This window comes from Arthrobacter sp. PL16 (assembly GCF_035985055.1).
In the GTDB taxonomy this organism is placed as follows: Bacteria; Actinomycetota; Actinomycetes; order Actinomycetales; family Micrococcaceae; genus Arthrobacter_D; species Arthrobacter_D cheniae.
The window spans coordinates 587,426-600,145 of sequence record NZ_JAXCIC010000002.1 but is presented as its reverse complement, the minus strand read 5'-3'; the positions used below and the strand labels follow the sequence as shown (position 1 = coordinate 600,145).

The window sequence follows — 12,720 nt, the reverse complement described above, 5'->3', positions numbered from 1 at the left end:
CGCGTGATCACGAGGGCTGCGAACCCCGCCATGCCGAGACCGGCGAGGACCAGCAGCGAGATGAAGAAGATTTCAAGAGCGAGGATGGACATGACTCCATCCTAGCGCGAGCGATGCACAGCACGGGACGGCGCCGGGGCCTCCTGCGCGGCCTTGCTCAGGAGAGGAAGAGCTTGTCGAGGAAGTAGACGATGGCGCCGATCGCAAGCACGGGCGTGGTGCCGGCCGCGAGGGCCGCGAGTGCGTCGAGGGGCGCCTCACGCGCGACGAGGAGCCGCCGTGTCCCTGCCATGACGGCACCGCACGCAACGCCGACGACGGCGGCGGCGACAGCAGGGACGTCGGTGAACAGGAGTGCCCCGAGAGGGCCCGCGAGCGCAGCGAGCGCGACGGCGGCGGGCGCGACGAGCCGGTCCGGGAGGGGCAGGAGGCACACGGCGATCGCCACGGCGACGCTGATGCCGGTCACGAGCAGCACACCGGAGTCCGTGGCATTGACGGCGAGCCGGTCCGCGGCCACCCAGCCCGATCCCATGCCGATGACGAGGACCCCCGTGCTGGCACCTAGGGTGGATTCGAGCCGGTGGATCTGACCGGTTCCGCGAATGAGCTGGATCATGAAGATGGCCCCCACGCCGAGAGCCACCGATGCCGGGAACCAGGCCAGGAAGGACGGGCCGGGAAGGGACGCCGTCAGGACGACGGCGAGCAGGGCGCTCAGCCCGATGGCAGCGGACTGGCTCTTCTTCGCGGGTACCCGAAGGATGTACGGCCAGCCGATGGCGGCCAGGACGGCCACCACGCCGGTGGCGATCGCGACCGCCTGGAGGGAGATGTACGAGGACCCCACGATCGCCCCTGCCGCCAGCACGGCGGCCCCGGCCGCAGCGGCCACACTCGTCCTCTTCATCCCAGCAATACTGCCCTACCGGCTTCGCCGGTGGGAAAAGGCACACGCGCCGGAGGGTCGCGTGCGTGCGGTCCGTCACAGCCCTGCGGCTATACTTGACCAAATCTCTACCGCCCTCGCCTCCCTGTCCAGGGCAGCAAAGGGCCCCGTTGCCCGATGATGCGCATTCCCGACCCGTGGAGGAAACATGCCGCACATCCTGATGCTCACCAACACCACCGGCTCGTCCGTCGAGATCCTGCCGGCACTTGAGCTGCTCAATCACAAGGTGCACATCCTCGCCGCCGAGCCCACCGCGCTCCTCGAGACGGAACCGTGCGACGTCGTCCTCGTGGACGCCCGCAAGGATCTGGTCGGTGCCCGTTCGCTGACCCAGCTCCTGAAAGCCACCGGGCTCAGCGCGCCGCTCGTCCTGGTCCTCACCGAGGGCGGGATGGCGGCGGTCGCGGCGAACTGGTTGGCGGACGACGTCGTCCTCGATTCTGCAGGACCGGCAGAGGTCGAGGCGCGCCTGCGGCTCGTCATCGCGCGGTCCAAGGCGGCCGGCGAAGAGACCAGCACGGAGATCCATGCCTCCGGTGTCGTGATCGACGAGGCCAGCTACACCGCGAGGGTGGGCGGCGAGCCGCTGAACCTGACGTACAAGGAGTTCGAGCTCCTCAAGTACCTCGCCCAGCATCCGGGCCGCGTGTTCACACGCGATCAGCTCCTGCACGAGGTGTGGGGCTACGACTACTACGGAGGCACGCGCACCGTCGACGTGCACGTGCGGCGGCTCCGCGCGAAGCTGGGCGCCGACCACGAGCAGCTGATCGGAACCGTGCGCAACGTCGGGTACCGCTTCACGCTGACCCGCCTGCCCGAGGACCGCAGTTCCGTCAACCAGGACGCCTGACCCCAGCACACGAGAAAGCCCCTTCCACCCGCGGGTGGAAGGGGCTTTTCGTGTCCCGCTTGTCGGCGGAACCCTGGTGGAGGACATACGGGTCGAACGTATCGCGGGCACCCCACTGGTGCATCCCCCTCGAGCAGTTCACGACACTACCGCACCCCGGGCCGCCCACCAAACGCGCTGCCCGGCAGGACTAGGCTGAGCGCATGACCGCCGCCCAGCACACCCCCACCTGGTCCGTCGACAGGACAGCAGGAGCCCCGGCAGCCGCCGTCCTCGAGGAGGTGCGCCGGCTCACCGCGGCAGCCACCGAAGCCGACGGCAATCCCCCGCTCTCGGAGCAGACCCTCGTTCTGCTGCACGCGCAGGAGTCCGGAGACCGTTTGCTCGTCTTCACGGCCCGATCGGCAGGACAGCAGGACAGCGAGCTGGTCGGCGTCGCCGTGATCACCCGCGGAGTGGAGGACGGCGCCGTCCTGGAACTCGTCGTCGGGCCGGACTGCCGGGGGGAAGGAGCCGGGACCGCCCTGATCGAGGCGGTTCTGGCGGAGGGGATCGGCGGCCTCCGCGGCTGGTCCCACGGCAACCACTCCGCCGCCGCGGACCTCGCTGCGCGCTTCGGCTTCGGGCCCGTGCGCGAGTTGTGGCGCATGCGCCTGACGCGCGCCGCCGTCGAGGAATCCGTACCGGACCTACGCCTGCCGGCCGGCGTCGCCCTGCGCGCATTCGTCCGAGGACAGGACGAGGAGGCGTGGCTGGCGGCGAACGCCGCTGCCTTCGCGCACCATCCCGAACAGGGTGCCACCACCCGCGCCGACCTCGAAGCACGCATGGACGAGGACTGGTTCGACGCCGACGGCTTCCTGCTCGCCGTACGCGAGGCGGACGGCGTGCTGCTCGGCTTCCACTGGACCAAGATCCACCCGGCTATCGGCGCCCACCCGGCGATGGGTGAGGTGTACGTGGTCGGCGTGACGCCCGGGGCGCAGGGCACGGGGCTCGGCAAGGCCCTGACCATAGCGGGCATCGAGTACCTCCACCGCAAGGGACTGCAGGCCATCATGCTGTACGTCGACGCCGACAACACCGCGGCCGTCGCGCTCTACCGGAAGCTCGGCTTCACCCGCTGGGACGTCGACGTCATGTACGCGGGAACGACGGCGTAACCCACCTTGTAAGGTGTCATTCAGGGCGCGCCCGGCCGCTGAGGCGGGGTGTTCGCCACACCATGCCCGCCCACGCTGCAGGAGACGCAATGGAATCAGGAACCAAACGCCGGGGTGCGTCGCTCTACGGATCGTCCGAGACGGCTCCGGCCCGGGCTACCCAGGACCGCATCGACATCCCCGAATTCGCTCCCAGCCTCGTGCCCTCCGGCGATATCCGTCCCGACCGATTCCTCGACCGTGAGATCAGCTGGCTCGACTTCAACGCCCGGGTCCTGGAGCTGGCCGAGGACCCGGACCTCTTTCTCCTCGAGCGGGTGAACTTCCTCTCGATCTTCGCGTCGAACCTCGACGAGTTCTTCATGGTGCGCGTCGCCGGACTCAAGCGCCGTATCGCCACAGGCCTCGCCGTGCCGTCGGCCGCAGGCCTCAGCCCCATCGAGCAGCTCGAGAAGATCATGCAGGACGGCTACCAGCTGCAGCAGCGGCACGCCGCCGTGTTCGCCGAGCACATCCGCCCGGCACTCGCCGCGGAGCAGATCCACCTGACCACCTGGGAGGAGCTCGACGACACGGCGCGGGCCGAGCTCCGCAAGATCTTCGCGGAGAAGGTCTTCCCGATCCTCACGCCGCTCGCCGTGGACCCCGCACATCCCTTCCCCTACATCTCGGGGCTGTCCCTGAACCTCGCCGTCGTGGTGCGCAACCCCGTCAGCGCCAAGGAGCTGTTCGCCCGCGTCAAGGTGCCCGACCAGCTACCGCGCCTCCTGTCCGTGGACGGGCCGCGCGCCGGGAACGTCGCCGGGCGCGTGGCCCGCTTCATCCCGCTCGAGGAAGTCATCGCCGTCCACCTGGACCAGCTCTTCCCCGGCATGGAGGTGCTCGAGCACCACCTCTTCCGGGTGACCCGCAACGAGGACCTCGAGGTGGAGGAGGACGACGCCGAGAACCTCCTGCAGGCCCTCGAGAAGGAACTGCTGCGCCGTCGTTTCGGCCCGCCCGTGCGCCTCGAGGTCACCACGGACATCAACCCGAGCATCCGGGCCCTGCTGTCACGGGAGCTCGGCGTCGAGGAGGACGAGGTCTTCGCGCTCCCTGCTCCCCTGGACCTGCGTGGACTCAGCGTCATCTCCGGGATCGACCGCGGCGATCTCCACTACCCCAAGCACGTGCCACACACGAGCCGCCACCTGAACGAGAGCGAGACCTCGAAGGCCGCGAACGTGTTCGCCGCGATGCGTCGGCGGGACATCCTCCTGCACCACCCGTACGACTCCTTCTCGACGTCGGTCCAGGCCTTCCTCGAGCAGGCGGCGGCGGATCCCAAGGTGCAGGCCATCAAGCAGACGCTGTACCGTACCTCGGGCGACTCGCCCATCGTGGACGCGCTGATCGACGCCGCGGAAGCCGGCAAGCAGGTCCTGGCCCTCGTGGAGATCAAGGCCCGGTTCGACGAGCAGGCCAATATCTCCTGGGCCCGCAAGCTCGAGCAGGCGGGCGTCCACGTGGTCTACGGGATCGTGGGCCTCAAGACACACTGCAAGCTCTCGCTCGTGGTGCGGCAGGAGATCGACGGGCTGCGCCGCTACTGCCACATCGGCACCGGCAACTACCACCCGCGGACAGCCCGGTACTACGAGGACCTCGGCCTGCTCACCGCCAACGACCAGGTGGGCCAGGACCTCTCCCGGCTCTTCAACCAGCTCTCGGGCTACGCCCCGAAATCGACGTTCAAACGACTCCTCGTCGCTCCGCGCTCCGTCCGCTCCGGCCTGATCGACCGCATCGAGCGGGAGATCGCCAACAAGCAGGCGGGCCTCGCCGCCCACGTGATCATCAAGGTCAACTCGATGGTGGACGAGGCGATCATCGACTCCCTCTACCGTGCATCGCAGGCGGGCGTGAAGGTGGACGTGATCGTCCGCGGTATCTGCTCGGTCCGGCCCGGCGTTCCGGGCCTCAGCGAGAACGTCACCGTGCGGTCGGTGCTCGGTCGCTTCCTGGAACACTCCCGCGTCTTCGCCTTCGCCAACGGCGGCGAACCCGCCGTCTTCATCGGCTCCGCGGACATGATGCACCGCAACCTCGACCGCCGCGTGGAAGCGCTCGTGCAGCTCAGTGCACCCGAGGACATCTCCTACCTGATGACCCTCATGGGCCGCTACATGAACCCAGGCGTCTCCAGCTGGCACCTGGACGAGACCGGCTGCTGGACCCGCCACCACAAGGACGACGAGGGCACCCCCCTCGAGGACATCCAGTCCTGGCTCCTCGCCTCGAGGGCCCGCCAGCGAGCGGTGTCGCGCCGCTGATGGCGACGCACACGAAAGAGGCCACGGCCGTGACGGAGACGGGCAGCGGCGCCGCGACCATCGCTGCCGGGACCCTCTGCTGGCGAGTGGAGAAGGGCCTCCTGGAGGTCCTCATCATCCACCGGCCCAGGTATGAGGACTGGTCCTGGCCCAAGGGGAAACTCGATCCCGGCGAGACGACGCCGGAGTGCGCGGTCCGGGAGACCTTCGAGGAAGTGGGGTTGAGTGTCACGCTGGGCATCCCGTTGGCATCGATCACCTATCCCGTCTCCTCGGGCGAGAAGCTGGTGCACTACTGGGCCGCGAGAACGGAACGCCTCAGCCCCGAGCCCGACGGCAAGGAGGTGGATCGCGTCGAGTGGGTCACCCCGGAGAGGGCCCGCGAACTGCTGAGCAACCCGTCCGACGTCGAGCCCCTCGACGCCCTGGTGGAGGCGCACCTGGCGCACGACCTGCAGACCTGGCCCCTGATCGTGGTGCGGCATGCAAAGGCGAAGCCGCGATCGTCCTGGAGCAGGGCCGAAGGTGACAGGCCGCTCGCAGCCACGGGCCGCCGGCAGGCGACCGCCGTCAGCCGCCTGCTGCAGGCATGGAACCCCGAACGCGTGGTCAGCAGCCCGTGGGTGCGCTGTGTCCAGACGGTCTCGCCCTATGTGCACCAGCGCAGCGCCAAGCTCAAGCTCGTCGATGCGCTGACCGAACACGACGCCGCCCGCAGGCCCGGGAGGGCCAGGACCGCCGTCGAGCGTGTGATCGACAAGCGCCGTCCGGCGGCGATCTGCACGCATCGCCCCGTGCTTCCACTGGTCTTCTCGGTGATCAGCAACTACATGACCGGTCCACTGCGGGCACTCCTTCCCGTCGATGATCCCTATCTCGCTCCGGGCGAGGCAGTGATCTGCCAGGTCAGCAGCACCAATCCGGGCCGGATCGTCTCAGTGGAGCAGTTCCGGGCCTACGACGACTGACGGGCGCCTGCCCAGGGGAAGCCAGACCATCACCGCCGGGCCTGCCGCCGTTCATGCCTCGTTCACTGTCGATACCTAGAGTCGGGTGCGCACGCACACGCCGCACCCGATGACAGGAATCCAGCCATGACCGATGTGAAGGGCGTTGTCAGGGGACTGGCACCGCACGAGATCGAGGAACTCCAGCGCATCGGCCCCGCCGGGCCCCTGACGCCGAGGCTCAGGCACGCGATCGACCGGGCAGCCGGCGGTCCGGGAGAGGGGCGCGGCTATTACGTGTACGGTCACCGCGCCGACGCCGACCGTCCGCGGCCTTTCGTGCTGCGCCACGACGTCTGCGCCGAGTTGTTCGGCATCCGCCACTGACGTCCCGGGGGACGATGATGGGATGACACCCCGACCGAACCATCCCGGTCCGCGCTCCGCACCGGTCGGGGAGCACCCTGTCGCCGTCATGCTTGTGCAGGGGATCCGGTCCGGAACCGGTTCTCCGCCGGAGGCAGAGATGCTCTGCCTCCTGGATGACGTCGAGCGCCGCCGCGCAGCGCGGATCGCCGATGCCGCCCAGGCGGTCTCGTTCGTGGCGGGACGCCATGCGCTGCGCGTCCTGGCCGCGAGCCTCCTCGGGGTGCAGCCGGCGGATCTCGCCTCGAAGTCCGTCTGCCCCGTCTGCAGTCCCGGCGGCACCGCAGACCACGGCCGACCGGGCTACACCCTCGACGGCGGGACCATCCCCCTGGCGCTCAGCCTCTCCCGCGCGGACGGCTTCATCCTGCTGGGTGCGCTGGACGTCCGCGGGGCCGTTCCGGACGCTATCCCGAGGCTAGGCATCGATCTCACGGCAGTGGCAGGGGTCGGATTCGACGGCTTCGACGACGTCTCCCTGACGACCGCTGAACGAGACGCGGTACGGACGGTTCCCGTCGCGGGACGGGGTGCTGCTCGGGCGCGGCTCTGGGCCCGGAAGGAGGCCCTCGTCAAGGCGCTGGGCACGGGCTTCACCGATCGGGACCCGAGCGAGGTCGACGTGCTGGCGGACGGCAGGATCAGCGATCTGCCGGACGTCGACGGCGTCGTCCTCGCGTCGGAGGGTCTGGTGGCCGCCGTCGCCGTCATCCCCTGAGGGAAGGCCCGCAGTGTGCGGTAAGTGGCCGAGGCACCGGCGCAGCGTGCCCTGCAGCGCCCTACAGTGCGGGCAGGTCCTCCGAGAAGAGCCATTGCGTCAGCAGCACCTCGACGTCGACCGCGGGCAGGGTGCGTTCCGCCAGCGCGATGAAGTCCGGCGTCGTCACCGCACCGAACCGGTTCTCCTCGGACCATGAGCGCAGCAACCCGAAGAAGGCGTCGTCGCCGGCCGCCCTCCTCAGTGCATGAAGGGCGAGGGCGCCGCGTTTGTAGACGCGGTCGTCGAACATGCCGGACGCGCCCGGATCACCGATGACCAGGTCCTGTGGTTCACGGCTGAGCCGATGGTGCGTGGAGCGCGCGTGGGAGTCCGCCGTCGTCGATCCGCCGGCCTCCGACCAGATCCATTCGGCGTAGCAGGCGAAGCCCTCATGGAGCCAGATGTCCTGCCAGCGGGCGGCCGTGACCGCATTACCGAACCACTGGTGCGCCAGTTCGTGGGCGATCAGGCGCTGCGCGTCCCAGCCATCGTCGAGGTGGTTCCGGCCGATGATGGACAAGGTCTGGGCCTCGAGGGGTATCTCCAACTCGTCGTCCGTGACCACCACCAGGTACTGCGGGAAGGGGTACGGCCCGAAACATTCCTCGAAGGCCGACATCATCTCGTGGTTCCGCGCCAGGGCGGCCTTCGCCGCCGGCACGAGGGACGCCGGGACGGCGGCGTACTGGGGCACGGGGCTCGCCGGATCACGCGGGGTGGCGCGGGTGGGAAGGCCGACGGCGGGCTGCGCGGGATCATTCAGGGCGACAAGGTCATAACGGCCGATCTGGACCGTCGCCAGGTACGTGGCCATCGGCTCCGCCTGCGCGTACACCCAGGTGGTCCGGCTGGACTTCGCGATGCGCGAGACGAGGACGCCGTTGCAGATGGCGCGATACCCGGTGTCCGTGGTCACCGTGAAACGGTAGGAGCTCTTCTGCGCCGGGTGGTCGTTGCAGGGGAACCACGACGGCGCCCCCGTGGGTTGGCCCGCCACGATCACGCCGTCGGTCAGTTCCTCCCACCCGACGTCGCCCCAGGGGCCACCGATGGGTGCGGGATTGCCCTCGTACCGGATGTCGAGCCTGAATTCGGCGTCGTCGGGCACGGGATCGCGGAAGGTGATCACGAGCTTTCCCGCGCGGTCCTTGTACGAGCGGACGCGGACCGTATCCGACGTCACCTTGGTGGTCCGCAGGCCGCTGAGGTCGAGTTCGAGCTGGTGCAGTTCGCGGTGCGCGGTCATCGTGAGGACGGCCCGGCCCGCCAGTCGGTTGCCGGCCGGCCTGTAGTCGAGCGTGAGGTCGTAGTGGCCCACGCGATAGGCGGTACTGCCGTTGGACGGCGTGTAGGGGTCCGGCGCGAGGTCCTCGGAGCTACTGCCCACGCACCGGCCCCGACCAGGAGCTGACCGGGTTACCCATCCAGTAGGTGCCGGCGGGAACCGTCTCGCCCCGCATCACGAGCGACGCCGGACCGACAGTTGCGCCGGAGGCGATCTCGGCGGCGGGGAGGATCACGCTGTGCGGGCCCAGGGTTGCCCCTGCAGCGAGCTCGACGGTGTCCATGCTCATGATCCTGTCATGGAAGAGATGGGTCTGCACCACGCAGCCGCGGTTCACGGTAGAGCCGGCGCCGAGCGTCACCAGGTCCGCCTCCGGCAGCCAGTAGCTCTCGCACCAGACCCCGTGCCCGATCTTCGATCCGAGGGCGCGCAGCCACCAGACCAGCGCCGGTGTCCCGCTGGCGGCCCTTGCGAACCAGGGCGCGCTCACGCTCTCGATGAAGGTGTCCACCACCTCGTTCCGCCACACGAAGGAACTCCAGAGGGGGTGCTCGCCGGCGGAGATGCGCCCCACGAGCAGCCATTTCACGATGACGGCGCTGCCTGCCGCGACCGCGCCCAGCCCCATGAACACGACCCCGCTGAGCAGTGCCGCCACCGCATATCCGCTCCACAGGGCCAGGGCATCGAAGATCACCAGGGACGCCGCGGCGATCATCACCGTGAGGATGATGGGCAGCACGCGGCAGAGTTCCCAGAATGCGCGCGCGGCCTTCAGGCCTCCGGAGGGCTGGAACGTGCGGCCGCGGTCGCCGGTCACGGCCAGGCGGCGCAGGCGCGACGGCGGGCTTCCCATCCACGAGCTTCCGGCCTTGGCCTTCGCGGGTGTCGCAGAGAGGACGGCGACGAGCGAGTTCTTCGGGACCCGGCGTCCGGCCGAGGTCATGCCCGAGTTGCCGAGGAACGCCCGCCTGCCGATCTTGGCCGGGGCTATCCGCAGGTAGCCGCCGCCGAGCTCGTAGGAGGCCACCCTGGTGTCGTCCGCGAGGAAGGCGCCCTCGCCGATCGTGGTCATCTTCGGGATGAGGAGGACAGTGGAGGCCTCGACGTTCCTGCCCACGCGGGCTCCGAGGAGCCGGAGCCACATCGGGGTGAGGAGGCTGGAGTAGAGGGGGAAGAGGAGGTCACGGGCCATGTCCAGCGTGCGTTCCGTGGCCCAGATCTGCCAGCCGATGCGGCTGCGCGCCGGGTAGTGGCCCTCGCTCAGCCCCACGCCCAGCAGCCGGACGGTGAGGAGGATCAGGGCCGCGTTGACGATGAGCCAGAGGATCGCGGCGAGTACCACCGGACCTACCAGCGAGGGCCACGCAACCGACAGCGACGGCGTTCCGCGCAGCGCGGCCACCACGGGCAGGGCGGCGATGGTGGCGGCGATGAAGGGGATGAGGGCGAGGACGCCCGATGCCGCCGCGAACGCCAGGAAGGACAGGCGGGCGTGCAGCCGCGAACGCGCCCGCGGAGCGTCCGGCCACTCCTGCTTGGACCTGCCCGCCCGAGTCGCCGGCGAACCCGAGACGAGCTGGCCGGCCTTCACGGCGCCCTGCACGGCGGACCCGGGTGCCACCTCGGCGCCGGCTCCGATCCTCGCGCCCGGCATCAGGGTGCTGCGCGCCCCGATGACGGCTTCCGTCCCGATCGAGATCGCACCGATGTGCACGTGGTCCCCGTCGATCCACCATCCCGACAGGTCCACCTCCGGTTCCACGGATGCTCCGGCTCCGAGAGTCAGGAAGCCCGTCACGGGCGGGACGGAATGGAGGTCGACGTCGGACCCGATCCGCGCACCGAGCGCCCTCGCGTACACCGGTACCCAGGGGGCGCTCGCGAGGCTGACGGCGCCGACGCTGTCCGAGATCTGTTCCGCGAGCCAGAGGCGGAGGTGCACCCTTCCCGAGCGCGGATAGATACCGGGCCCGACCCGGCGCAGCAGGATGCGGGCGGCCGCGACGGACAGCGCCATGCGCCCGAACGGACTCACGAAGACGAGCCAGGACAGGGCTACCCACCCCCAGGACAGCGTCGGGGCACCCGTCAGGACGCCGAGTCCCGTCAGTACGTTGGCGGCGATCATCGCGTAGGTGAGCCAGCGCATGCCGGCGAGGAACTGCAGCGGGATGCCCATGACGGTCTGGAAGACCTGGGACTTCCGCGCGGTGCGGCGAACGGTCCGCTCCGGCGCATCGGGCTGCTCCCCGCCGTCGCCCGTGCTCGCCGCGAATGCCGCGAGGGCACCGAGCCGGGGATGCGCGTAGATGTCCGCGACGGTGATGACCGGGTAGCGGGCGCGGATCACCGACACCAGGCGGGCTGCGGCGAGGGAGCCACCGCCGTGGAGGAAGAAGTCGGCGTCCTCGTCGGCCGGGACCGTCCCGAGGACGCCGGCCCACTGGTCCGCGATCCACTGCGCGCGGGGATCGAGGTCCTGTTGTCCACCAGGGTCCCCTCCCGCAAGCGGCCAGGGCAGCGCGTTCCGGTCCACCTTGCCGCTCGTCTTCGTCGGCAGCGCGTCGGTGATGGTCAGCAGCGGCACCAGCGCGGCGGGGAGCCGTGCCGCAAGGAGCTCCCGAAGGACCTGCAGGTCGGCAGCACCCGACGCCGGCACGAGATAGCCCACCAGCAGCTGGTTGCCCGACGGCGTCGTCCGGACAGCGGCCGCCGCACCGGCGATGCCGGGCAGGGACTGCAGTGCGGCGTCGACCTCGCCGAGTTCTATGCGGCGCCCGCCGAGCTTCACCTGGTCGTCCGCCCGGCCGACGAACACGAGGCCGGCCGCTTCGAGCCTCACGAGGTCGCCGGAGCGGTAGGCGCGGTCCCAGCCGAGCGTGGGCATCGGAGCGTACTTCTCGGCGTCCTTCTCGGGGTCGAGGTAGCGGGCGAGGCCCACGCCCCCGATGATCAACTCGCCGACCGCCTCTTCCGGCACGGGCACGCCGTCCTGGTCGACGACGGCGAAGTCCCAGCCGTCCAGGGGCAGGCCGATGCGCACCGGCCCCTCCCCACCGAGGCGGGCCGCGCAGGCGACGACGGTGGCCTCCGTGGGTCCGTACGTGTTCCAGACCTCGCGATCGTGCACCGCGAGGCGCTGAGCGAGGTCGGGTGGGCACGCCTCCCCTCCGAAGATGAGGAGCCGCACGTTCTCGAGGGAGTCCGCAGGCCAGAGAGCGGCCAGCGTAGGAACCGTGGACACCACCGTGATGCCGCGCGCGACCAGCCACGGACCGAGGTCGACACCGGTCCGCACGAGCGCCCGCGGCGCCGGCACGAGGCACGCGCCGTACCGCCAGGCCAGCCACATCTCCTCGCACGAGGCGTCGAAGGCCACCGACAGACCCGCCAGCACCCGGTCCGCGGGCCCGATGGGCTCGTCCTGCAGGAACAGGCGCGCCTCGGCGTCCACGAACGCCGCCGCCGAGCGGTGCGTGACGGCCACCCCCTTGGGTGTCCCCGTGGAGCCGGACGTGAAGATGATCCAGGCGTCGTCGTCGGGCGTGGGGTCTCCGGCAGCACCGCGCGCGGCACCTGCCGGAGTCAGCGACAGGCCCGGGCCGACGACGACGGCGGCGCGGGACTCCGCGAAGACGATGCGTGCACGCTCATCCGGGTCGTCCGCGTCGACCGGGACATAGGCGGCGCCCGCAGCGAGCACCCCGAGGATCGCGATGTAGAGCGCGTTGGTACCCGACGGGAGCCGGACGCCGACCGTGTCACCGCGACCCACCCCGGCGTCGCGCAGGGTCGCCGCGAACCCCTGCGCCTCGGCGACCAGCTCCGCGTAGCTGAGCGCGGAGATTCCGTCGTCGAGCGCCGAGGCGCTGGGGTGCTCACGGGCGGTGGAGTGCAGGATGTCGAGGAGGGTCCGTGGTGCCGGCGCGAGCCCGGACGCCGCGAACTGCGCGCGATGATGCGCAGAAAAGGGTGCGGGGGCGGTCTCGGGTGGAGGAATGGTCACGGCTGTAGTCTTC

At 70.1% G+C, this 12,720-nt stretch carries 9 protein-coding genes; 6 read left to right on the top strand and 3 right to left on the bottom strand.

The window, feature by feature from the left end:
• Window positions 1-157: 157 nt before the first annotated feature.
• Window positions 158-910, bottom strand: a complete 753-nt coding sequence (locus RCH21_RS06475) for a hypothetical protein (RefSeq protein ID WP_326963666.1) — start codon at window positions 908-910, stop codon at window positions 158-160.
• Window positions 911-1,097: 187 nt separating this feature from the next.
• Here RCH21_RS06475 and RCH21_RS06470 point away from each other — a divergent pair, with 187 nt between their 5' ends.
• The 6 genes from RCH21_RS06470 to RCH21_RS06445 all read left to right on the top strand — a co-directional run bounded on the left by RCH21_RS06470 (window position 1,098) and on the right by RCH21_RS06445 (window position 7,371).
• Window positions 1,098-1,805, top strand: coding sequence for a winged helix-turn-helix transcriptional regulator (locus RCH21_RS06470; protein ID WP_120147114.1), 708 nt, complete (start codon window positions 1,098-1,100; stop codon window positions 1,803-1,805).
• Between the two features lie 203 nt (window positions 1,806-2,008).
• The gene (mshD, locus tag RCH21_RS06465; protein WP_326963665.1) at window positions 2,009-2,968 is read left to right on the top strand and encodes a mycothiol synthase; all 960 of its coding nucleotides are present in this window, start codon (window positions 2,009-2,011) and stop codon (window positions 2,966-2,968) included.
• Between the two features lie 89 nt (window positions 2,969-3,057).
• Window positions 3,058-5,280, top strand: coding sequence for an RNA degradosome polyphosphate kinase (locus RCH21_RS06460; RefSeq protein ID WP_182976823.1), 2,223 nt, complete (start codon window positions 3,058-3,060; stop codon window positions 5,278-5,280).
• Window positions 5,280-6,248, top strand: a complete 969-nt coding sequence (locus RCH21_RS06455; protein WP_326963664.1) for an NUDIX hydrolase — start codon at window positions 5,280-5,282, stop codon at window positions 6,246-6,248. Before RCH21_RS06460 ends, RCH21_RS06455 begins: the two co-directional genes overlap by 1 nt.
• 126 nt (window positions 6,249-6,374) lie before the next feature.
• On the top strand, window positions 6,375-6,614 hold the full coding sequence (locus tag RCH21_RS06450) for a hypothetical protein (protein WP_326963663.1): 240 nt from the start codon (window positions 6,375-6,377) through the stop codon (window positions 6,612-6,614).
• A 22-nt stretch (window positions 6,615-6,636) separates the two neighbouring features.
• Window positions 6,637-7,371: a 4'-phosphopantetheinyl transferase family protein gene (locus RCH21_RS06445; protein WP_326963662.1), complete on the top strand. Its 735-nt coding sequence runs from the start codon at window positions 6,637-6,639 to the stop codon at window positions 7,369-7,371.
• 61 nt (window positions 7,372-7,432) lie between these two features.
• Here the strand turns inward: RCH21_RS06445 and RCH21_RS06440 are convergent, their stop codons facing one another.
• Window positions 7,433-8,800 (bottom strand): M1 family metallopeptidase, encoded by a 1,368-nt coding sequence (locus tag RCH21_RS06440; RefSeq protein WP_326963661.1) that lies wholly within the window; start codon window positions 8,798-8,800, stop codon window positions 7,433-7,435.
• Complete coding sequence (locus RCH21_RS06435) at window positions 8,790-12,707, bottom strand: Pls/PosA family non-ribosomal peptide synthetase (RefSeq protein ID WP_326963660.1); 3,918 nt, start codon at window positions 12,705-12,707, stop codon at window positions 8,790-8,792. The genes RCH21_RS06440 and RCH21_RS06435 overlap by 11 nt, the downstream gene beginning before the upstream one ends.
• Between the last annotated feature and the right edge of the window lie 13 nt (window positions 12,708-12,720).